The sequence below is a fragment of the Agromyces sp. NPDC058110 genome (genome assembly GCF_042884735.1).
Lineage (GTDB): Bacteria > Actinomycetota > Actinomycetes > Actinomycetales > Microbacteriaceae > Agromyces.
This window is the reverse complement of sequence record NZ_JBHVTI010000002.1, coordinates 346,450-366,242: the sequence shown is the minus strand read 5'-3', so window position 1 is coordinate 366,242 and position 19,793 is coordinate 346,450. Positions and strand designations below refer to the sequence as shown.

The window sequence follows — 19,793 nt, the reverse complement described above, 5'->3', positions numbered from 1 at the left end:
CCCGTCGGCGCCCGCCCTGCTGCCCAGTCGGCCTCGCCCCGCCGGGCCCGACCCGCCGTCGAGCCGACGCCGACCTGCGGCATCCGCTCCGCTGCGCTTGAATGGACGGATGCAGCCCACCGCCGCGCCGAAGCACCAGACCAGGCGACGGGTGCCCCTCTGGGACAACGCGCGCTGGATCGCCATCGCCCTCGTCGTGATCGGCCACGGCATCCTGCCGCTCATCGCCGAGTCCGACAGCGCGTACAGCGTGTACCTGTTCATCTACTCGTTCCACGTGGCCGTCTTCGTCACGGTGAGCGGGTACTTCGCGAAGTCGGGGCCGCCGAGCGCGAAGGCGCTGAAGCAGATCCTCACCGACATCGTGTTCCCGTACCTCATCTTCGAGACGATCTGGACGGTCATCAAGTGGGCGCTCGGCGGCGAGTTCGCGCTCGACTTCACGACCGCGTCGTGGACGCTCTGGTTCCTGATCGCGCTCGCGATCTGGCGCATCGTGCTCCCCTACCTCGTGCTGCTGCGGTACCCGCTGCTCATCGCGATCCTCATCTCGATCGGCGCGGGCTACACCGAGACGATCGACTCGACGCTCGCCCTCTCGCGCACGTTCGGCATGCTGCCGTTCTTCGTGTTCGGCTGGAAGCTGCGGCAGTGGCAGGTCACCGATCGCTGGCTCGACCTGTCGACGGCCGTCACGTGGCGCTGGCGAGCCGGCGCGATCGCGCTGCTCGGCGCCGTGCTGGTGTTCATGCCCGCGACGATCGAGACGCTCCGCGATCTGAAGCTGCGCAGGTTCATGCTCTACGACGAGTCGTACGTCGCTATCGGGTACGACGAGCCGTGGTCGGGGCTCATCCGGCTCGTGCTGCTGCTGGTCGCCATGGTGCTCGCGGTCGCGTTCCTGCTCCTCATGCCGCGCGGCAAGCACTGGTTCACGGCGTTCGGCGGCGCGACGATGTACATCTACCTGCTGCATCCGTTCGTGCTCTACCCGTTCCGCGAGACGCCGCTGCTCGAGGGCGATCAGCCGTTCTGGGTGCTGCCCGCGATGATGCTCTTCTGCGTCGGCATCTCGATCGTGCTCGCACTGAAGCCCGTCCGGCGGGTGTTCCGCCCCCTCGTCGAGCCCCGGGCGCGCTGGCTGTTCCGCCCCGAGCCGTCGACGGCGACGGGCACGATCGTGCTGCCGCCGCATCCGAACGACCCCTGACCGGCGGGCCGGCCGCCGAGAGCCTGCGCGACCTCGCGCGACCTCGCCGGTCGCGCCGTGACGCCGTGTTTCGCGGGCCGTTGCCGCCCGTGCCCGCCGAACGTAGCGTGTCCTCATCGCGGCGAGCCCGCACCCGAATCACGAGCACGCCCCAGAAGGAGAACACGATGAGCGACCGCGCCGCCGACTGGCGTTTCGAGACCAAGCAGGTGCACTCCGGCGCCGCGCCCGACCCGGTGACGCATGCGCGCGCGACGCCGATCTACCAGACCACGTCGTACGTGTTCGACAACGCGCAGCACGCGCAGAACCTCTTCGCGCTGGCCGAGTTCGGCAACATCTACACGCGCATCATGAACCCCACGCAGGCGGTCGTCGAGGAGCGCCTCGCCGCGCTCGAGGGCGGCTCGGGCGCGCTGCTCGTGGCTTCGGGCCAGGCGGCGGAGACCTTCGCGGTGCTGAACATCGCGCAGGCGGGCGACCACATCGTGTCGTCGAGCTCCATCTACGGCGGCACGTACAACCTCTTCAAGTACACCCTCGGCAAGCTCGGCATCGAGACCACCTTCGTCGAGAACCAGGACGACCCCGAGGAGTGGCGCCGCGCCGTGCGCCCGAACACGAAGCTCTTCTTCGCCGAGACGATCGGCAACCCGAAGATCAACGTGCTCGACATCGAGCTCGTCGCGGGCATCGCGCACGAGGCGGGCGTGCCGCTCATCGTCGACAACACGATCGCGACGCCGTACCTGATCCGCCCGTTCGAGCACGGCGCCGACATCATCGTGCACTCGGCCACGAAGTTCCTCGGCGGCCACGGCACGGTCATCGGCGGCATCATCGTCGACGGCGGAACGTTCGAGTGGTCGAAGAACGTCGAGAAGTTCCCGGGCCTGACCGAGCCCGACCCCTCGTACCACGGCGCGAGCTACACGGCCGCGGTCGGCGACCCACTCGCCTACATCATCAAGGCGCGCGTGCAGCTGCTGCGCGACCTCGGCGCGTCGATCGCCCCGGCGAGCGCGTGGCAGCTGATCCAGGGCATCGAGACGCTCTCGCTGCGCCTCGAGCGCCACGTGTCGAATGCGCAGGAGATCGCGGAGTGGCTCGACAACCACCCCGACGTCGCGAGCGTCAACTACTCCGGGCTTCCCTCGAGCCCGTGGTACGCCGCGGCGAACAAGTACGCCCCGAAGGGCGTCGGCGCGGTGCTGTCGTTCGAGCTCAAGGGCGGCGTCGACGCCGGCCGCGCGCTCGTCGACAACCTCGACCTGTTCAGCCATCTCGCGAACATCGGCGACGTGCGCTCGCTCGTGATCCACCCGGCGTCGACGACGCACTCGCAGCTCACGCCCGAGCAGCAGCTCACGACCGGCGTCACGCCGGGCCTCGTGCGCCTCTCGGTCGGCATCGAGAACGTCGACGACCTCAAGTCCGACCTCGAGGCGGGCTTCGCGGCGGCTCGCGCGGCGACGGCGGCCGCGCGCCTCTAGCGCCGACGCGGCCGGCCCCGGCCGGCACGACACGAAACGGCGGATGCCGCGGGCAGCACGCGCCCGCGGCATCCGCCGTTCCCCGTACCGCCCGAATCCGCCGGCGCGGCACCGGCGCACCCGCTCGTGTAACAAAGCCGCGGAGCGCCCCGGCATTCGGGAGAATCGAGAGCATGGACTGGCAGACCACGACCGACGCGACACCGGTGCCGATCATCCCCGAGGCGCAGATGCTCGCGGTCGCCGGTCGCGCGCCCGTGACCGGCGCGTGGCGGGCAGGCGACCCCGTCGGCGACCGCCGGTTCGTGCAGGTCGGCGATCTCGCGCTCGAGTCGGGGCGCACGCTGCCCGGCATCGGCATCGCCTACGAGTCGTGGGGCGAGCTCTCCCCCGCCCGCGACAACGCGGTGCTCGTGCTGCACGCCCTCACGGGCGACAGCCACGTGGTCGGGCCCACCGGGCCGGCTCACGCGAGCGCGGGCTGGTGGCCCGGCGTCGTCGGCCCCGGACTCGCCCTCGACACCGACCGCTGGTTCGTCGTCGCGCCCAACGTGCTCGGCGGGTGCCAGGGCTCGACCGGGCCGTCGTCGCTCGCGCCCGACGGCGCCGAGTGGGGGTCGCGGTTCCCGCTCCTCACGATCCGCGACCAGGTGCGGGCGCAGATCGCGTTCGCCCGCGAGCTCGGCATCGAGCGGTTCGCGGCGGTCGTCGGCGGCTCGATGGGCGCGATGCACGTGCTCGAGTGGGCGATCGAGGCGCCCGCCGCGGTCGAGCGCATCGCGGTGCTCGCCGCGCCGGCCGCGACCACCGCCGACCAGATCGCGCTGAACTCGGTGCAGCTCGAGGCCGTGCGCTCCGACCCCGCGTTCCGCGACGGCGACTACTACGACGCGCCCGACGGCGTCGGGCCCACGCGCGGCCTCGCGCTGGCGCGGCGCATGGCGATGCTGAACTACCGCACCGCAGCCGAGCTCAACGACCGGTTCGAGCGCAGCTGGCAGAGCGACCTCGACCCGCTCGGCGGCGGCGGCAGGTTCGCCGTGGAGTCCTACCTCGACTTCCACGGCAACAAGTTCACGCGCCGGTTCGACGCGAACAGCTACCTCGTGCTCACCGAGGCCATGAACTCGCACGACATCGCCCGCGGGCGGGGCAGTGTCGCCGACGCCCTCGCGCGCGTCGAGGCGAAGAGCCTCGTGCTCGGCATCGACAGCGACCGCTACTTCCCGCTCGCCGGGCAGGTCGAGCTCGCGGCGGGCCTGCCGCACAGCGTGCACGGCGCCGATCCCGTCGTCGTGCACTCCCCGTACGGCCACGACGCGTTCCTCATCGAGCACGAGGTCGTCGGCGCGGCACTGGCCGACCTGCTCGCCCGCTGACCGCGGGCGGCCTCTCCGGTAGGGTTCGAGGTGACGGGCCGTGCCACCCGGCACGGCAGCCGGAGGGGAACGGACGACGACGACCGTCGTGGTCGTGGCGCACACCGACGAGGGGGTGCAATGAAGCGCATCCACAAGGAACGCGATCGCCTGCTGCGGCGGCTCGCGCGCATCACCGGTGCCACGGGCGCCGTCTGCGCCTTCCTGTGCCTGCTCGTCCCGGGCTCGGCGAGCACGCCCGAGCTCGCGATCGCGCTCGCGTTGACGATCGTGCTCACCGGGCTCGTCTTCGTGTTCACCACCCGGGGCTCGCTCGCCGCCGCGGCCGGCGTGGTCGTGGCATCCGTCACCCTCCTGCTGACCCTCGGCTCGGCGCCCGTGGCCGACCCGGCCACCGTGACCGCGCTCGCCGTCACCGGCGGCGTCACGTCGGCGTCCATCGCGGCCCCGCTCGTCGTGCGCCCGCGCGGCGTGCTGCTCGTGTGCATCTCGGCCGCGCTCCTGGTGGTCTCGACCGTGATCGCCTCCGTGATCGCGGGGCACGGCCTCGCCGACGTCGTGCTGACCACGATCGTGGGCTGGTCGGCGCTCGCCGTGCTCGGCGCCTGGCTCGACAACGGCATCGGCATCGCCGAGGTGCGCATCGGCGAGGTCGGGCGCGCGCACGAGGCGGAGCGCATCGCCAGCGAGCTCGAGGCCCAGCAGCGTCAGGACGCGCGCGTGCTGCACGACACCGTGCTCGCCACGCTCTCGCTGCTCGCGCACTCCGGCGTCGGCGTCGGCGCGAACGCGCTGCGCGACCAGGCGGGCGACGACGCGCGCCTGCTGCGCCAGCTGCGCCTCGGCGTGCCGCTCGACAACGGGTCGAACGCGATCTTCTCGCCAGGCTCGCACGACGACCTGCTGAGCACCACCTTCGAGTCGGTGCGCCAGCGCTTCGTGCGCATGGGCCTCGACGTGAACTGGCACGGCGCGGGGCAGCTCATCCTGCCCCGCGAGACGCTCGATGCGCTGGTCGGCGCGCTGGGCGAGTGCCTCGAGAACGTTCGGCGGCACTCGGGCGTGTCCGAGGCCGACGTCACCATCACCGACGACGACCACGCCGTGCGTGCCATGGTCAGCGATGCCGGCACCGGGTTCGCGCCCGACTCGGTCGACCCGGCGCGACTCGGATACGCCGAGTCCGTGGTCGGGCGCCTGAACGCCGTCGGCGGGCGCGCCCGCGTCTTCTCCTCGCCCGGCTCCGGCACGACCGTCATGCTGGAGGTGCCGAAGCCATGAGCACCAGGCCCGGAGCCCTCGCCTCCACGTTCGGCGAGCACTCGTTCCTGCGCCCCGCGCGGTCGGCGCGGGCGGCGAGCAACATCCGCTCGAGCCACGGCGGGCGGCGGCTCGCGGTCGGCGCGACGATCGCGGCCGGCATCATCATCCTGGGCCACCTCGTGCACGCGTCGACCATGGCGCCGTACTTCCCGCCCGGGCTCGGCCCGTGGGCGGGCTGGATCGCCCTCGCGGTGGTCGTCACGGTCGGGTGCATCGGCTGGCAGGTGTTCCGGGGCATGCCCGACTGGCTGTACCTGCTGCTGCTCGCGGGGCTCATCGCGCCGGCCTGGCTCGACATCCAGGCCACCTCGGGCCTGGCGCAGATCGGGGTGCTGCCGACGGCCGCCCCGGCGATCGGCGCCGTGCTCATGCCCGTCTCGACGATCCGCTCGCGCGTGATCCCGATCGTGGTCGCGTGCGGGGTGGCGATCGCGATCGCGGTCGAGGCCGTCGCGCAGATCCCGACCGTGGGCGCGGCCGCCGTGCCGCTCTTCGCGATCGCGGTCGGCACCGTGCTGCCCGTGGCGGTGACGGTCGCGATGCTGCGCGGCTTCAGCCGGGTCGTGCGCCACGAGGCCGACCTCTCGCTCGTGCAGAGCACAGTCGGCACGGCGCGCTCGGCGGTCGGCATGCGCGCCTCCGAGGAGCTCGCCCAGCTCGACTTCGACGCCGAGAACCTGCTCGAGGACGTCGCGGCCGGTCGCATCGGGCTGCCGCTTTCGTCGACCGATGCCGCACGCGCCGGCGAGCTCGCCGCCCGCCTGCGCATCCGGCTCATCGAGGGGCGCAACGACACGTGGCTGCGGCACGCGGTCGCGGAGTCGCAGTACCTCAGCGGACGCGTGCAGGTCGACGACCCGACCGGGCTCGCCGGGCCGCTTTCGGCCGCGCAGCGCGAGGGCCTGCTGCTCGCGCTGTGGCTGCTCGTGGCCGATCCGGCGAAGCCGTCGGCCGTGCCCGCCTCGGTCGAGGTGAGCTGCCGCGAACCCGAGGAGCCCGCGATCGACGACGCCGATCCCGACGCCGACGTGGCGCACCTCGCGACCTCCGTCGACATCACGATCCACGTCGAGGGGGTCACACATCGACGCGTCGACCCCGCAACGTGGGACGCAGTCGCTAGTGTCGGAGTGCACCAGTTGGTCAGCGCTGCCTCGGGGTTCCGCATCGAGATCACCTGTCGCATCGAACCCGAGGCGCACGCGCCGGGCCAGATCCACCCGTCTGGCCGACCGATTGAGGAGAAGTCGAATGGCTGACACCGCTGAACCGATCCGGTTGGCGATCGTCGACGATCACCGCATGCTGCTCGGGGCGCTCTCCGAGTGGCTCCGCGGCACCGCGGCCGACATCGACCTCGTCGCCGCCGTGCCGTCGTGGTCCGAGCTGCTCGCCCACCCCGAGTTCCCGGTCGACGTGGTGCTCCTCGACCTCGACCTGCGCGACAACATCCCGGTCTCCCTCAAGCTGTCGATGCTGAAGTCGGCGGGCGTGCAGACCATGCTCATGAGCACCTACTCCGAGCCCGCCGTGGTGCGCGAGGCGCTGGGCTCGGGCGCGCTGGGCTACCTCGTGAAGTCCGAACCGGTCGAGAACATCGTCGAGGCGATCCGCGCGGCCCGCAACGGCGAGACCTACCTCACGCACGAGCTCGCGGTCGCGCTCGCGGCCGAGGGCACGGTGCCCAAGCTGTCGGCGCAGGAGCGCCGGGTGATGGCGCTCTACGGCGCGGGCCAGCCGGTCAAGGCGGTCGCCTTCCAGCTCGGCATCTCCGAAGAGACGGCGAAGAGCTACCTCAAGCGCATCCGCGAGAAGTACCGCCTGTCGGGCTTCGACGTGGGCACGAAGGTGGCGCTGCGCAAGCGGGCGATCCTCGACGGCATCCTGCTGCAGTCCGACTGAGCCTCACCGAGCGGATGCCGCGTGGCGCCGCCGTGGGCCGATCGACCCGTTCGACCGGCTCGCCGTTCAGGCGTCGACGGCCTCCATGGCCCCCGTCGCATACGGCACGACGACGCCGCGGCGACCGCGCGAACGGTCGATCGCGAACGACGCGAGCGCGAGCACGACGCCCGCGAACGTGAGGCCGAGTCCGATCCAGATGGGTGCCACGTAGCCGAGTCCGCCCGCGATCGCGATCCCGCCGAGCAGCGCGCCGAGGCTGTTGCCGATGTTCAGCGCCGAGTGGTTCAGGGCGGCGGCGATCGACTGGCTGTCGCGCGCGACATCCATGAGGCGTGCCTGGATCGTCGGCGAGAGCGCTGCCGAGGAGCCGCCGATGAGGAACACGCCGACGAAGAGGCCGACGGGGTACGCGGCGGTGAGCCCGAGCACGAACAGCGCGACGGCGAGCACCGCGAAGAACAGGTACATGCTGCGTCGCACGCTCCAGTCGGCGAGGCGCCCGCCGACGAGGTTGCCGATCGTCATCCCGAGGCCGAACGCGACGAGCACGACGGGCACCATCGCCGCGGGAAGGCCGGTGACCTCGGTCGCGAGCGGTGCGACGTAGCTGTACACGGCGAAGAGCCCGCCGAAGCCGATGGCGCCGATCGCGAGGGCGAACCAGACCTGCACGCGCGAGAAGGCCTTGAGCTCGCGCGCGAGCGTGGCGCCGGGGTCGCCCGGCTGCCAGGGCACGGCGATCGAGACGGCGACGAACGTGAGCGCGAAGATGCCCGCGACGGCGAGGTAGGCGGTGCGCCAGCCCTGCACCTGCCCGAGCCAGGTGATCAGCGGCACGCCGATGACGTTCGCGATCGTGAGGCCCGAGAGCACGAGGGCGACGCCGCGTGCGCGCTTGCCCGGGCCCATGAGGCTCGCGGCGACGAGCGAGGCGATGCCGAAGTACGCACCGTGCGGCAGCGCCGAGAGGAACCGCGCGGCGAGCACGAGCTCGAAGGTCGGCAGCACGGCCGAGGCGATCGTGCCGAGCGTGAACACGACGAGCAGGGTCATCAGCAGGCGCTTGCGCGGCCATCGGGCGGCGACGGCCGCGATGGTGGGTGCCCCGACTACGACGCCGAGCGCGTACGCCGAGATGATCCACCCGGCCTGGGCGTTCGCGTCGTCGGGCGAGCTCGCGGCGAGCGCGGGCAGCAGGTCGCGACCGATCTCGGGCAGCAGGCCCATGGCGACGAACTCGGTCGAGCCGATGCCGAACCCGCCGAGGGCGAGGGCGAGCAGCGCGAGGCGCACGCGGGTCGGCGACAGGGTCGACGTCTGGTCGGTTCGGCTACTCATCCGTCGATTGTCGCACAGGAATCGAATCGATTCGATGACGAGACGCGAGATGACGGCTCGGCACGCGGCCATGCCCCTCGCGAGGCCGGCGCGACCGCGTCGCAGACGTCAGCGCAGCTCAGGCGCCTCGGCGGAGGTCGCCGCGAGCTTCGGTCGCACCCGCCCCTTGACGAAGAAGATCGCGAGGAGCGCCAAGAGGATGTAGGCGTAGTTGAACAGCGCCGCCACCGAAAGCAGCCCGTCCGAGCCGCTCGTCGCACCGTGCGCGTCGATGCCGCCGGTGGCGAGGATCGTGGTCGGGTCGGTCGCCGCGTGCAGCAGCATCGCGTAGACGAGGCTGCCGGTGACGCGCATGGACAGGTACATCATGGCGCCGAAGCCGAACGCGTAGACGACGGTGACCACGACGTTCAGCACCGGCTGCCCGCTCAGCACGTTGACCGAGTGCAGCAGGCCGAACAGCAGCGACGAGAGCAGCATGACCACGCGCTCGCTGTACCCGCCCTTGCGGAGCAGGTTCACCCCGACGCCGCGCGTGATCAGCTCCTCGGCGAATCCGATGCAGAGGCCGAGCAGCAGGGTCGTGAGCACCACGGCGACCGAGTATGCCGACCAGTTCGTCGCGAACAGTCGGATCACGATCGGGATGACCACCAGGGCCACCGCGAGCCACATCCACGGGCGTCCGGCAATGGGCTGCCGACCGAGGATGCCCGGCCACCAGCCGACCGACCAGACGAACACGGCCAGCAGCGCGGCCGCGAGGACGATGGGGAGCGCGACACCGAAGAAGATGCTCGACGGATCGCCGAAAAGGTTCTGCTCGTCGATCAGGCCGCCGAACACCGCGCCGACCAGCCGCCCCAGCAATTCGTACACCGCCGCGTAGACGACGGTGATCAGGACCGCCCGCCACCACCCGCCACGGTTCCAGAAGCGCTTCCAAGCGGATCCGTTCTCCACGTGCACGGTCATGCGGGCATCCCTCTCGATCGACTCCGCCCAGTATGGACGGCGCGACGGCGCCGGGTCGAGAGGCGCGGCGGAGCCGGGCCGCCCGGGACTAGCCGGTCGCCTCGTCGTCGATCGCCGCCTCGAGCCGCTCGACCTTCGCGTCGAGCTCGCCCGAGTATCCGGGCCGGATGTCGGCCTTCAGCACGAGCGAGACGCGCGAGCCGTATGCACCGACCGCCTCGGTCGCCCGTCGCACCACGTCGAACACCTCGTCCCACTCGCCCTCGAGTTCGGTGAACATCGAGGTCGTGCGGTTCGGCAGGCCGGACTCCCGCACGATCCTGACGGCCGCGGCGACGGCGTCGTGCACGCTGCCGTCGCTGCGGCCCGTTCCGCTCGGTGCGACCGAGAATGCCACCAGCATGAGTCCTCCTCACGGGGTGCGCTCACCCGGTGATGGGCGCAGGTTCCCGCCTGACCCCAGCCTGCCACAGCGCCGCGACGGCCCACACGAGCAGTGTCGCGAGCAGCGCCACCTTGAGCGTCAGCACCAGCACGAACGCCGGGTCCGCGGCGAGCAGCCACCCGTACCAGTACGGGTAGATCACCTGCGTGCAGAGGGCGATCGCCGCAGCCAGCACGGCGGGCACCGCGAACCGCCTCGGGCGGTAGACGAGTCCGAGCACGACGGGGGCCGCCAGCCAGGCGATGAACTGCGGCGATCCCACCTTGTTCGCGAGCATGAGCACCACGACGAACGCGAGCGCGAGCGGCGGCAGCAGGCGCCCGATCGTCGCGCCCCGGCGCACGGCGCGCACCCCGAGCAGCACGACGGCGAGCACGCCCGCGGCCATGATCGGCGTCGTGAGCCCCGCCGCGGCATCCGCCCCGGGCCCCTCGATCTGGAACGTCAGGATCTCCCGCGAGTACTCGACGTTCACGTCGGGCGAGCCCGCGACGATCTGCCAGAGCCACACGACCGCGAGCGGCGCCTCGACCTGCAGGCCGCGACCGGCCTGCTCCTCGATGAAGCCGAACGCGTTGAGGCCGGCGCCCGCGAGCACGCTGACGCCGAGGATGCCGACGCTCAGGGCGACGGCGATGCCGACGACCTCGAGGCGCCGCCGACCGGCGATCACGAGCGCCGCGACGAGCGCAGCCGGCCACACCTTCACCCACGCGCCGATCGTGAGCAGCACGGCGGCGACCCGCGGACGGCCGGCGGCCATGAGCAGGCCCAGCACGGCGATGGGCACCGTGACCGCGTCGATGCGGCCGAGCGCGATCGGGCCGAGCAGCACGAGGAACCCGAGCCACCACCAGGCCGCCACGCGTCGCGTGCGCGAGAGGCGCGCCGAGCCGAGCAGCACCGAGAACGCGACGGCGTCGAGCACGGCCACGATCACGAGCCAGGTCTGCGCGTACCACGCCGAACCGAGCGCGAGCGAGGCCGCCATCGGCACGAACGCGAGGATCGGGTACACCCAGGGCGTGTCGATGCCCATGCGCACCCAGCCGTTCGCCGCGTTCTCGGCCCACACCCGGTAGACGCCGGTCACGTCGCCGAGCGGCAGGCCGGGCGCCGCGAGGTTCAGCCAGACGAGCAGGGCGTGCACGAGCACGAACGCGCCCCAGAGCGCGGCTCGCGTGCCCAGCAGACGACGGACGGATGCCGCGGGCGCGCCGCGCTCGCTCCCGTCCGTCATGACGGCGAGCCTATCCGAGTGTCACATTCCGCCACGCTCCGAGCGGGCGGGCCGTCGATCGACGAAGCTTGGAGCACGACCCCACCGGAGGCAGCCATGACCCGACGCCCACTCGCCGCGATCCTCGTCGCGGCATCCGCAGCCCTCGCCCTCGCGGCCTGCTCCTCCGGCGGCTCGGGCGACACCGGATCGTCCGACGACGCGTCCGCTTCGGGGTACGTCACCGAGGGCAAGTTCACCGTCGGCACCGGCGAGCCCGCGTACTTCCCGTGGGTCATCGACGACGCACCCGAATCGGGCGAGGGCTTCGAGCCCGCCGTGGCCTACGCGGTCGCCGAGCAGCTCGGCTTCTCGGCCGACGACGTCGTCTGGGTGCGCACGACCTTCGACCAGGCCATCGCGCCGGGCCCGAAGGACTTCGACATCAACCTCCAGCAGTTCTCGATCACGCCCGAGCGCGCCGAGAACGTCGACTTCTCGTCGCCGTACTACGAGACCACGCAGGTCGTCGTCACGATCGAGGGCTCGCCCGCGGCATCCGCCACCTCGATCGCCGACCTGAAAGACCTCCTGATCGGCGCGCAGGTGGGCACGACGAGCTTCGACGCGATCGAGAGCGAGATCGCGCCCTCGGCCGGTGCGCAGGTGTTCAACACGAACGACGACGCCAAGCTCGCGCTGCAGAACGGCACGGTCGACGCGATCGTCGTCGACCTGCCGACCGCGTTCTACCTGACGGGCGCCGAGCTCGACGGCGGCAAGATCGTGGGCCAGCTGCCCGCGACCTCCGGCGGCGACGAGTTCGGCCTCGTGCTGGCGAAGGACTCGCCGCTGACCGCGGATGTCACGGCCGCCGTCGACGCGCTGCGAGCAGACGGCACCCTCGACGAGCTCGCGACCACGTGGCTCGGCGGCGACGCGGCGCCGCTGCTCGACTGAGCGCTCCGGCCCCGATCGACTGAGACGACCGGCGGCGCACCCGGGCGATCGAGTGCGCCGCTACCTTTGCATGGTGGCTGAATCAACGAAGGCGGGCGGCTCGCGCCGCCCGGCCGACCCGGGCGCAGCGGGCGCGTCCGGCGCGTCCGCGTGGCGGCCGAGCGAGCTCGAGCTCTCGCGCCGCGCGTTCCGGCGCACGCAGACGCGACGCTCGGTCCTGGTCAGCGCGGTCTCCACGATCGTGTTCGCCGGCCTGCTGCTCTGGGCCGTCGCGGGCTCCCCCGGCTGGACGAAGGTGCGGGAGTCCTTCTTCGACCCCGAGGTCGCGATCGCGTCGCTGCCCCGCATCCTCGAGGGGCTCTGGCTGAACATCCAGGTGCTCGTCGTCGCGGCGATCGGCGTGGTGATCTTCGCGCTGCTGCTCGCGACGCTGCGCACGCTCCGCGGTCCGGTGTTCTTCCCGCTCCGCGCCCTCGCGGCGGGCTACACCGACCTGTTCCGCGGCATGCCGCTCATCATCGTGCTCTACCTCGTGGGCTACGGCATTCCGGGCCTCGACTTCTTCCCGCGCGTGCCCGTTGCGGTGTGGGGCACCATCGCGCTGATCCTCACGTACTCGGCGTACGTGTCCGAGGTGTTCCGCGCCGGCATCGAGGCGGTGCACCCGTCGCAGCGCCTCGCCGCGCGTTCGCTCGGCCTCAGCCACGGCCAGACCATGCGTCGCGTGGTGCTGCCGCAGGCGCTGCGCAAGGTCACCCCCGCGCTCATGAACGACTTCGTCGCCATGCAGAAGGACGTCGGCCTCATCTCGGTGCTCGGCGCGATCGACGCGGTGCGCGCCGCCCAGATCGAGGTCGCGCACTACTTCAACTTCACGCCGTACGTCGTGGCCGGGCTGCTGTTCGTGCTGCTCGCCTGGCCCATGATCCGGCTGACCGATTGGCTCACGGCGCGCATGCGCGTGCGGGAGCAGGGCGGGAGCATCGTATGAGCGCATCGACGCCGACCGGCGCACCGGCCCCGCAGCAGGCCGCGCCCGGCCTGCTGCGCCTGCGCGGCATCCGCCGCTCGTACGGCGAGAAGCTCGTGCTCGACGGGGTCGACCTCGACGTCGACGCGCACGAGGTGGTCGCGCTGGTCGGCGCCTCTGGCTCGGGCAAGTCGACGCTGCTGCGCACGATCAACCTGCTCGAGACCATCGACGACGGCGTGATCCTGCTCGACGGCGAAGACGTGAGCGACCCGCGCGTCGACGCCGACCGGGTGCGCGCGCGCATCGGCGTGGTCTTCCAGCACTACAACCTCTTCCCGCACCTCAGCGTGCTCGACAACGTCACGCTCGCCGCGCGGCTCGTGCACCGGATGCCGCGGGCGGCCGCCGAGGCGAAGGCGCTCGAGCTGCTCGGCTCGGTGGGCCTGGCCGAATTCGCGAAGGCGTTCCCCGACCGGCTCTCCGGCGGGCAGCAGCAGCGCGTCGCGATCGTGCGCGCCATCGCGACTGGGCCCGAGCTGCTGCTGCTCGACGAGGTCACGAGCGCACTCGACCCCGAGCTCGTCGGCGAGGTGCTCGCGCTGGTGCGCTCGCTCGCCGAGCGCGGCACGACGATCGTCATGGCGACGCATGAGATGGCGTTCGCGCGCGAGGTCGCCGACCGGGTCGTGTTCCTCGACGCGGGTCGCATCATCGAGGACGCGCCCGCGCAGAAGTTCTTCGCATCGCCCCGCGAGGCGCGCACGCGCGAGTTCCTCACGAGGTTCCTGGGCGCGTAGGCGGCCCGGGGGCTCCGGGCGTCAGCCGGCGCGGTGCGCGAGCAGGTCGCCGACGACTCCGGGCACGGCCTGCGCGATGTCGAGCGCGACGACGGGACCGCCGCCGTTCGCGGTGCTGGCGCGCAGCGCCGCCTCGCCCTGGATCCACGCGGCCGTCGCGGCGAGCGCGGTGAGCGGCTCGGCGCTCTCGGCGAGCTCGGCGTGATGGGTCGCCGCGAGCGAGCCGAGGATGCCGCCGAGCACGTCGCCGGTGCCGCCCGACGCGAGCCAGTGCGTCGGCGCCTCGACCCGGTACCGGTTGCCTGCGGGATCGCAGACGTGCGTGGTGGCGCCCTTCAGCAGCACGACGACGCCGAGTTCGCGCGCGGCCCGCTCGGCCCAGGCGGCGGGGTCGGCGCGGATCTGCTCGAGGCTCGAGGGCACCTCGCGCGCGGCCAGCAGCCTCGCGAGCTCCCGGAGATGCGGCGTGATCACGGTCGGGGCCGTGTGCGTGCCCACCAGGTCGAGCGCCCCCGCGTCGAGCACCACCGGCACGCCGTCGGCGAGCGCATGCTGCAGGTCGCCGAGCAGCACGAACGAGCGCCTCGTCGGGTCGATGCCCGAGCCGAGCACCCAGGCCTGCACGCGCCCGCGGCCGACGACCGTCTCGGGCCTGCGCAGCAGCACCGCGGCTCGCACGGTCCGCGGTCCGATGAATCGCACGAGTCCGACACCCGTGCGATGCGCGGCCTCCACGCCGAGCACCGCGGCGCCGGGGAACTGGATCGAGCCGGAGACCAGCCCGAGCACGCCCCGCGAGTACTTGTCGTCGTGGGCGCCCGGCGGCGTGATCCACGCGGCGGCGTCTGCAGCGGACCAGGTTCTCCACTCGGTGGCCATGCTCCAACGATAGGTTGGATGGCGATGTCAGCGACAGCCCTCGAACCCATCAGCCTCTCCCCTCGTGTCGTGGTCTTCGACTACGGCGAGGTCATCTCGCGGGCGCCGAGCGACGACGACCGCGCCGCGCTGGTGCGCCGCGCCGGCGCGACCGGCGGCGAGCCGGAGTTCTGGCGGGCGTACTGGCGCCATCGCGAAGCGCTCGACCAGGGCACCGCCTCGATCGCCGAGTACTGGGCGGCCGTCGCCCACGACCTCGGCGCCGACTGGACCCCGGTCGACGTGCACGAGCTCTGGGCCATCGACCACCGCGGCTGGCTGAGCGTCGACCCCGGCACGCTGGGCGTGCTGCACGCGCTGCGCGACGGCGGCACCCGGCTCGCCCTGCTGTCGAACGCGGGCGCCGACTACTCCGGCTGGCTCCGCTCGGGGTCCTTCGCCCCGCTGTTCGAGCGCGTGTTCGTGAGCGGCGAGCTCGGGCTCGTGAAGCCGGGCGCCGCGATCTACGAGCACGTCATCTCCGAACTCGGCATCGAGCCCGCGCAGTTCGTCTTCGTCGACAACAAGGCCGAGAACGTGGCCGGGTCGCTCGCGGTCGGCGGCGACGCGCACGTCTTCACCGATGCCGCGACGCTCGAGGCCTGGCTGAGGGAGCTCGCCGCATGAGCACCGCACCCCGCCCCGACGTCGCGCCCGAGGCATCCGCCCTCTTCACGCCGCTGACGATCAGGGGCCTCACGATCCGCAACCGCGTGTGGGTGCCGCCGCTCTGCCAGTACTCGGTGACCGAGCGCGACGGCGTGCCGCACGACTGGCACCTCGTGCACCTCGGATCGATGGCCGTGGGCGGGGCCGGCCTCGTGATCGCCGAGGCGACGGCGGTCAGCCCCGAGGGCCGCATCTCCGACTACGACACGGGCCTCTGGAACGACGAGCAGGCCGAGGCCTGGTCGCGCGTGACCCGCTTCATCAAGTCGCAGGGGGCCGCGGCCGGCATCCAGCTCGCGCACGCCGGGCGCAAGGCCTCCGTGTGGCCCGAGACGGTGCGCAAGCGCGGCTCGCAGCCGCTCGACGAGGGCGGATGGCAGACCGTGTCGGCGTCCGCGCAGGCCTTCCACGGCCTGCGCGAACCCGTCGCGCTCGACGAGGCCGGCATCCGCGGGGTCATCGACGACTTCCGCGCCGCCGCACGGCGTGCGCTCGACGCCGGCTTCGACCTGGTCGAGGTGCACGCCGCGCACGGCTACCTCGTGCACCAGTTCCTCTCGCCGCTGTCGAACCTGCGCGACGACGCCTGGGGCGGCGACCTCGCGGGGCGCGCGCGCCTGCTGCTCGAGATCGTCCGCGAGGTGCGCGCCGAGATCGGCGACGACGTGCCCCTGTTCGTGCGCTTCTCGGCGACCGACTGGGCCGAGGGCGGCTGGGACGAGGCGCAGACCGCCATCGTCGCACGCTGGTGCGAAGAGGCCGGGGCCGACTTCTTCGACGTGTCGACGGGCGGCCTCGTCGCCCACGCCGAGATCCCCGTCGGCCCGGGCTACCAGGCCGGGCACGCCGAGTACGTCGGCGAGCACGGCGAGGTCGCCGTCTCCGCCGTCGGCCGCATCACGAACGCCGCGCACGCCGAGCAGCTCGTCGCCTCGGGCGCCGCCGACGCCGTGATGTTCGGCAAGGCGATGATGCGCGACCCGCACTTCGCCCTGCGCGCGGCTCACGAACTCGGCGCGGGCAGCGAGATGTGGCCCGTGCAATACCTGCGGGCCAGGCCCGAGGTGAACGACGGCGAGTGGTGAGCGCCCCGCCGGACTGCTGGCGGTGCGCCCCCGGGCGGATCAGGCCGTTCCGGCGGAGGACTGCCGCATCCGCATCGCCTGCTCCATGCGCTCGGCCGAGAACTGCCCGAGCGCGAAGATGTTGCCCTCGCTGTCGGTGAACCACGCGCTCCGCTCGGTGCCGAAGTCGGCGACGCCGTCGACGGTCTTGAGGCCGGGCAGGTCGTAGTCCTCGAACACGACGCCGTGCGTACGCAGCGCGGTCATGTCGCGATCGAGATCGTCGGTCATGAGGTTGAACGCGGTGTTCTGCGCCGTGCCGGCGTAGTCGGTGCGGTAGACCATCACGATGGTTCCGCCGATCTCGTAGAAGAGCGCCTCGCCCTCCATGTCGTCGTAGACCGGATCGCAGGCCAGCACGTCGTGCCACCACGTCTTGGCCCGATCGAGGTCCGACGCAGGGAGCACGGCCGTCGCCATGAGTTTCTCGAACATGATGATTCCTCGACTCCTCGGGTCGGGCGCGAGTCTACGCCGGGCGCCCCGGCTCCGAACCGCGATCGGAACACGTGGCACTCCCCTGCAGGCATCCCGAGGATCAGCCTGCGAGTCGGTCGGCGAGGTCACGCGACGCGCACGCGAGGCGGGCCGGGCGCACGCGAACGGCCGACCGCGGCATCCGTTCGATCGGATGCCGCGGTCGGCCGTCTCAGCGTCGGAAGGCCCCGCTCGCACGGGGCACCCGATCACCCCCGCCTGGTCGCGTCCTGCACTTCGCCGACGAGCTCCTCGATGATGTCCTCGAGGAAGATCACGCCGGTCGTCGCACCCTGCTCGTCGAACGCCCGCGCGACGTGCGTGCCGAGGCGGCGCATCGTCGCGAGGGCGTCTTCGAGGTCGGTGCCGTCGAAGATCGACACGAGGCGACGCACGCGCTTCGCCGGGATCGGGTCGTCGAACTCGTCGTCGCGCAGGTCGATGACGTCCTTCAGGTGCACGTAGCCCTCGGGGTCGCCGTCGGCATCGACGATGACGTAGCGCGAGTAGCCGCGACGGGCGACGGCCCGCTCGACGTCGGCCGGCGTCGCCGTCTGCGGCAGGCTCACGAGCGTCGACAGCGGGAGCGCGACGTCCGCGACCCGCTTGGCCGTGAACTCGAACGCCGCCGTGAGCGTGCCGCTCGCGTCGGCGAGCACGCCCTCGGCGCGCGACCGGTCGACGATGGTCTGCACCTCGTCGAGCGTGAAGGTCGAGTTGGCCTCGCTCTTCGGCTCGACGCCGAACAGTCGCAGCACGCCGTTCGCGGTCGCGTTCAGGGCCACGATCACCGGCCGGAAGACCCGGGCGATGAACACCAGCGGCGGCGCGAGCAGCAGCACGGCGCGCTCCGGCAGCGAGAACGAGAGGTTCTTCGGCACCATCTCGCCGAACACCACGTGCAGGTACGACACGAGCACGAGCGTCACGATGAAGGCGACCGTCGAGATCACGGCCTCCGACCAGCCCGTGAGGTGCAGCGGCACCTCGAGCAGGTGGTGGATCGCCGGCTCCGACACGTTCAGGATCAGCAGGGAGCAGATCGTGATGCCGAGCTGGCTCATGGCCAGCATGAGCGTGGCGTGCTCCATGGCCCAGAGCGCGGTCTTCGCGCTCCGCCTGCCCTGCTCCGCGAGCGGTTCGATCTGCGAGCGGCGGGCCGAGATCACCGCGAACTCGGCGCCCACGAAGAAGGCGTTGGCGAGCAGCAGCACGACCAGCCAGACGATGCCCATCCAGTCGCTCATCGCTCACCACCTTCCTCCGCGTCGCCCTCGGGCTCGGGGTCGGGCACGTACTTCAGTCGGTCGATGCGGCGCCCTTCGAGGCGCTGCACGACGAGCGTGCCGGTCTCGATGCGCACCTCGTCGCCGATGGCCGGCAGGCGGCCGAGCTCGGAGATCACGTATCCGGCGACGGTCTCGTAGTCGCCGTTCTCTGGCACGCGGATGCCCGTGCGGTCGACGAGCTCGTCGGGGCGCAGGATGCCGGGGAAGGCGACCGAGTCGGCGCGGCGCACGATGCCGGCGCGCGTGCGGTCGTGCTCGTCGGCGACCTCGCCCACGAGCTCCTCGACCAGGTCTTCGAGGGTCGCGACGCCTGCGGTGCCGCCGTACTCGTCGACGACCACGGCCATCTGGTAGCCGCGGGCGCGGAGCTCGCCGAGCAGCACGTCGAGGGTCATCGTCTCGGGCACGCGCAGCGCCTCGGACTGGAGGGCGGATGCCGGGACATCCGCCCGTCGCTCGCGGGGCACCGCGACCGCCTGCTTGACGTGCACGAGCCCCACGACGTCGTCGAGGTTCTCGTCGTAGACCGGGAAGCGCGAGAAGCCCGTCTGGCGCGCGAGCTCGAGCACCGTCTCGGCCGAGTCCTGGCGCTGCACCGCCGAGACCGCCGGCCGCGGCGTCATGACATCGGATGCGTCGTGGTCGGCGAAGCGGAGGGTGCGGCCGAGGAGGGTCGCCGTGTCCTGCTCGAGCAGGCCCGCGCTCGCGGAACGGCGCACGAGCGAGGAGAGCTCCTCGGCCGAGCGTGCTCCGGAGAGCTCCTCCTTCGGCTCGATGCCGAACGCCCGGATCAGGCCGTTCGCGCTGCCGTTGAGCACCGCGATCGCCGGGCGGAAGACCCAGGTGAACGCCGTCTGGAACGGCATGACCACCTTGGCCGTGGCGAGCGGCAGCGCGAGCGCGAAGTTCTTCGGCACGAGCTCGCCGATCACCATGGAGAGCAGCGTCGCGATCACGACCGCCGTGATCGCACCGACCGGACGGATGACCGCCTCGGGCACGCCGATCGCGCCGAGCGGCCCCGCGAGCAGCGAGCTGATCGCGGGTTCCATCGTGTAGCCGGTGAGCAGCGTGGTCAGCGTGATGCCGAGCTGCGCGCTCGAGAGGTGCGTCGAGGTGATCTTCAACGCCGAGATGGTGAGCGAGAGCCTCGTCTCACCTCGCGAACGGCGCGCCTCGAGATCGGCGCGATCGAGGTTGACGAGCGCGAACTCGCTCGCAACGTACAAGCCCGTGCCGACCGTGAGGAGGAGTCCGATTCCGAGCAGGATCCACTCAGACATGGGCACCGCCCCGGTC

19 protein-coding genes are annotated in these 19,793 nt (G+C 72.0%); 11 read left to right on the top strand and 8 right to left on the bottom strand.

What is annotated here, in order from left to right; all coding sequences use genetic code 11:
• Positions 1-109 precede the first annotated feature (109 nt).
• The 6 genes from ACFVS8_RS06240 to ACFVS8_RS06215 all read left to right on the top strand — a co-directional run bounded on the left by ACFVS8_RS06240 (position 110) and on the right by ACFVS8_RS06215 (position 7,307).
• A complete protein-coding gene (locus ACFVS8_RS06240; RefSeq protein WP_387059023.1) occupies positions 110-1,210 on the top strand; it encodes an acyltransferase family protein in 1,101 nt (366 codons plus the stop codon).
• 167 nt (positions 1,211-1,377) lie between these two features.
• Positions 1,378-2,703: a bifunctional o-acetylhomoserine/o-acetylserine sulfhydrylase gene (locus ACFVS8_RS06235; protein WP_387059021.1), complete on the top strand. Its 1,326-nt coding sequence runs from the start codon at positions 1,378-1,380 to the stop codon at positions 2,701-2,703.
• A 173-nt stretch (positions 2,704-2,876) separates the two neighbouring features.
• Positions 2,877-4,082 carry a homoserine O-acetyltransferase gene (locus ACFVS8_RS06230; RefSeq protein WP_387059018.1) on the top strand — a complete coding sequence of 402 codons (1,206 nt, stop codon included), beginning with the start codon at positions 2,877-2,879 and terminating at the stop codon, positions 4,080-4,082.
• Positions 4,083-4,202: 120 nt separating this feature from the next.
• Complete coding sequence (locus ACFVS8_RS06225) at positions 4,203-5,363, top strand: sensor histidine kinase (RefSeq protein ID WP_387059016.1); 1,161 nt, start codon at positions 4,203-4,205, stop codon at positions 5,361-5,363.
• Positions 5,360-6,664, top strand: coding sequence for a hypothetical protein (locus ACFVS8_RS06220; RefSeq protein WP_387059013.1), 1,305 nt, complete (start codon positions 5,360-5,362; stop codon positions 6,662-6,664). The genes ACFVS8_RS06225 and ACFVS8_RS06220 overlap by 4 nt, the downstream gene beginning before the upstream one ends.
• Positions 6,657-7,307: a response regulator gene (locus tag ACFVS8_RS06215; protein WP_387059011.1), complete on the top strand. Its 651-nt coding sequence runs from the start codon at positions 6,657-6,659 to the stop codon at positions 7,305-7,307. The genes ACFVS8_RS06220 and ACFVS8_RS06215 overlap by 8 nt, the downstream gene beginning before the upstream one ends.
• A gap of 66 nt (positions 7,308-7,373) precedes the next feature.
• Here ACFVS8_RS06215 and ACFVS8_RS06210 read toward each other — a convergent pair whose 3' ends face one another.
• The 4 genes from ACFVS8_RS06210 to ACFVS8_RS06195 form a co-directional block, all read right to left on the bottom strand.
• A complete protein-coding gene (locus tag ACFVS8_RS06210) occupies positions 7,374-8,648 on the bottom strand; it encodes an MFS transporter (RefSeq protein WP_387059008.1) in 1,275 nt (424 codons plus the stop codon).
• Positions 8,649-8,756: 108 nt separating this feature from the next.
• On the bottom strand, positions 8,757-9,623 hold the full coding sequence (locus tag ACFVS8_RS06205) for a type II CAAX prenyl endopeptidase Rce1 family protein (protein WP_387059005.1): 867 nt from the start codon (positions 9,621-9,623) through the stop codon (positions 8,757-8,759).
• 88 nt (positions 9,624-9,711) lie between these two features.
• Positions 9,712-10,026: an MTH1187 family thiamine-binding protein gene (locus ACFVS8_RS06200; protein WP_387059002.1), complete on the bottom strand. Its 315-nt coding sequence runs from the start codon at positions 10,024-10,026 to the stop codon at positions 9,712-9,714.
• Between the two features lie 22 nt (positions 10,027-10,048).
• Positions 10,049-11,308 carry a glycosyltransferase 87 family protein gene (locus tag ACFVS8_RS06195; protein ID WP_387058999.1) on the bottom strand — a complete coding sequence of 420 codons (1,260 nt, stop codon included), beginning with the start codon at positions 11,306-11,308 and terminating at the stop codon, positions 10,049-10,051.
• 96 nt (positions 11,309-11,404) lie between these two features.
• On the opposite strand from ACFVS8_RS06195, the gene ACFVS8_RS06190 reads away from it, so the two are divergent.
• The 3 genes from ACFVS8_RS06190 (at position 11,405) to ACFVS8_RS06180 (ending at position 14,017) form a co-directional block, all read left to right on the top strand.
• Positions 11,405-12,247, top strand: a complete 843-nt coding sequence (locus ACFVS8_RS06190) for an ABC transporter substrate-binding protein (protein WP_387058996.1) — start codon at positions 11,405-11,407, stop codon at positions 12,245-12,247.
• A 73-nt stretch (positions 12,248-12,320) separates the two neighbouring features.
• Positions 12,321-13,238, top strand: a complete 918-nt coding sequence (locus tag ACFVS8_RS06185) for an amino acid ABC transporter permease (RefSeq protein ID WP_387058993.1) — start codon at positions 12,321-12,323, stop codon at positions 13,236-13,238.
• Positions 13,235-14,017: an amino acid ABC transporter ATP-binding protein gene (locus tag ACFVS8_RS06180; protein WP_387058990.1), complete on the top strand. Its 783-nt coding sequence runs from the start codon at positions 13,235-13,237 to the stop codon at positions 14,015-14,017. Before ACFVS8_RS06185 ends, ACFVS8_RS06180 begins: the two co-directional genes overlap by 4 nt.
• Positions 14,018-14,038: 21 nt before the next feature.
• Here ACFVS8_RS06180 and ACFVS8_RS06175 read toward each other — a convergent pair whose 3' ends face one another.
• Positions 14,039-14,896 (bottom strand): NAD(P)H-hydrate dehydratase, encoded by an 858-nt coding sequence (locus tag ACFVS8_RS06175; RefSeq protein ID WP_387058988.1) that lies wholly within the window; start codon positions 14,894-14,896, stop codon positions 14,039-14,041.
• 24 nt (positions 14,897-14,920) lie between these two features.
• Here ACFVS8_RS06175 and ACFVS8_RS06170 point away from each other — a divergent pair, with 24 nt between their 5' ends.
• Together ACFVS8_RS06170 and ACFVS8_RS06165 are read left to right on the top strand one after the other, a co-directional pair.
• Entirely contained in the window at positions 14,921-15,562 is a 642-nt protein-coding gene (locus tag ACFVS8_RS06170; protein WP_387058984.1) for an HAD family hydrolase, read from the top strand.
• A complete protein-coding gene (locus tag ACFVS8_RS06165; RefSeq protein ID WP_387058981.1) occupies positions 15,559-16,689 on the top strand; it encodes an NADH:flavin oxidoreductase/NADH oxidase in 1,131 nt (376 codons plus the stop codon). The genes ACFVS8_RS06170 and ACFVS8_RS06165 overlap by 4 nt, the downstream gene beginning before the upstream one ends.
• A gap of 39 nt (positions 16,690-16,728) precedes the next feature.
• Here ACFVS8_RS06165 and ACFVS8_RS06160 read toward each other — a convergent pair whose 3' ends face one another.
• The 3 genes from ACFVS8_RS06160 to ACFVS8_RS06150 all read right to left on the bottom strand — a co-directional run bounded on the left by ACFVS8_RS06160 (position 16,729) and on the right by ACFVS8_RS06150 (position 19,777).
• Entirely contained in the window at positions 16,729-17,163 is a 435-nt protein-coding gene (locus ACFVS8_RS06160) for a VOC family protein (protein ID WP_387058978.1), read from the bottom strand.
• A gap of 251 nt (positions 17,164-17,414) precedes the next feature.
• Positions 17,415-18,452 carry a hemolysin family protein gene (locus ACFVS8_RS06155; RefSeq protein WP_387058976.1) on the bottom strand — a complete coding sequence of 346 codons (1,038 nt, stop codon included), beginning with the start codon at positions 18,450-18,452 and terminating at the stop codon, positions 17,415-17,417.
• Positions 18,449-19,777 carry a hemolysin family protein gene (locus ACFVS8_RS06150; protein WP_387058973.1) on the bottom strand — a complete coding sequence of 443 codons (1,329 nt, stop codon included), beginning with the start codon at positions 19,775-19,777 and terminating at the stop codon, positions 18,449-18,451. Before ACFVS8_RS06150 ends, ACFVS8_RS06155 begins: the two co-directional genes overlap by 4 nt.
• Positions 19,778-19,793 lie beyond the last annotated feature (16 nt).

Excerpts from the sequence above, each read along its gene's own strand:
- ACFVS8_RS06175 (WP_387058988.1), bottom strand. The coding sequence starts at position 14,896 with ATGGCCACCGAGTGGAGAACCTGGTCCGCTGCAGACGCCGCCGCGTGG.
- ACFVS8_RS06240 (WP_387059023.1), top strand. The coding sequence starts at position 110 with ATGCAGCCCACCGCCGCGCCGAAGCACCAGACCAGGCGACGGGTGCCC.
- ACFVS8_RS06150 (WP_387058973.1), bottom strand. The coding sequence starts at position 19,777 with ATGTCTGAGTGGATCCTGCTCGGAATCGGACTCCTCCTCACGGTCGGC.
- ACFVS8_RS06155 (WP_387058976.1), bottom strand. The coding sequence starts at position 18,452 with ATGAGCGACTGGATGGGCATCGTCTGGCTGGTCGTGCTGCTGCTCGCC.
- ACFVS8_RS06220 (WP_387059013.1), top strand. The coding sequence starts at position 5,360 with ATGAGCACCAGGCCCGGAGCCCTCGCCTCCACGTTCGGCGAGCACTCG.
- ACFVS8_RS06180 (WP_387058990.1), top strand. The coding sequence starts at position 13,235 with ATGAGCGCATCGACGCCGACCGGCGCACCGGCCCCGCAGCAGGCCGCG.
- ACFVS8_RS06170 (WP_387058984.1), top strand. The coding sequence starts at position 14,921 with ATGTCAGCGACAGCCCTCGAACCCATCAGCCTCTCCCCTCGTGTCGTG.
- ACFVS8_RS06215 (WP_387059011.1), top strand. The coding sequence starts at position 6,657 with ATGGCTGACACCGCTGAACCGATCCGGTTGGCGATCGTCGACGATCAC.
- ACFVS8_RS06160 (WP_387058978.1), bottom strand. The coding sequence starts at position 17,163 with ATGTTCGAGAAACTCATGGCGACGGCCGTGCTCCCTGCGTCGGACCTC.
- ACFVS8_RS06235 (WP_387059021.1), top strand. The coding sequence starts at position 1,378 with ATGAGCGACCGCGCCGCCGACTGGCGTTTCGAGACCAAGCAGGTGCAC.
- ACFVS8_RS06225 (WP_387059016.1), top strand. The coding sequence starts at position 4,203 with ATGAAGCGCATCCACAAGGAACGCGATCGCCTGCTGCGGCGGCTCGCG.
- ACFVS8_RS06165 (WP_387058981.1), top strand. The coding sequence starts at position 15,559 with ATGAGCACCGCACCCCGCCCCGACGTCGCGCCCGAGGCATCCGCCCTC.
- ACFVS8_RS06210 (WP_387059008.1), bottom strand. The coding sequence starts at position 8,648 with ATGAGTAGCCGAACCGACCAGACGTCGACCCTGTCGCCGACCCGCGTG.
- ACFVS8_RS06195 (WP_387058999.1), bottom strand. The coding sequence starts at position 11,308 with ATGACGGACGGGAGCGAGCGCGGCGCGCCCGCGGCATCCGTCCGTCGT.
- ACFVS8_RS06230 (WP_387059018.1), top strand. The coding sequence starts at position 2,877 with ATGGACTGGCAGACCACGACCGACGCGACACCGGTGCCGATCATCCCC.
- ACFVS8_RS06190 (WP_387058996.1), top strand. The coding sequence starts at position 11,405 with ATGACCCGACGCCCACTCGCCGCGATCCTCGTCGCGGCATCCGCAGCC.
- ACFVS8_RS06200 (WP_387059002.1), bottom strand. The coding sequence starts at position 10,026 with ATGCTGGTGGCATTCTCGGTCGCACCGAGCGGAACGGGCCGCAGCGAC.
- ACFVS8_RS06205 (WP_387059005.1), bottom strand. The coding sequence starts at position 9,623 with ATGACCGTGCACGTGGAGAACGGATCCGCTTGGAAGCGCTTCTGGAAC.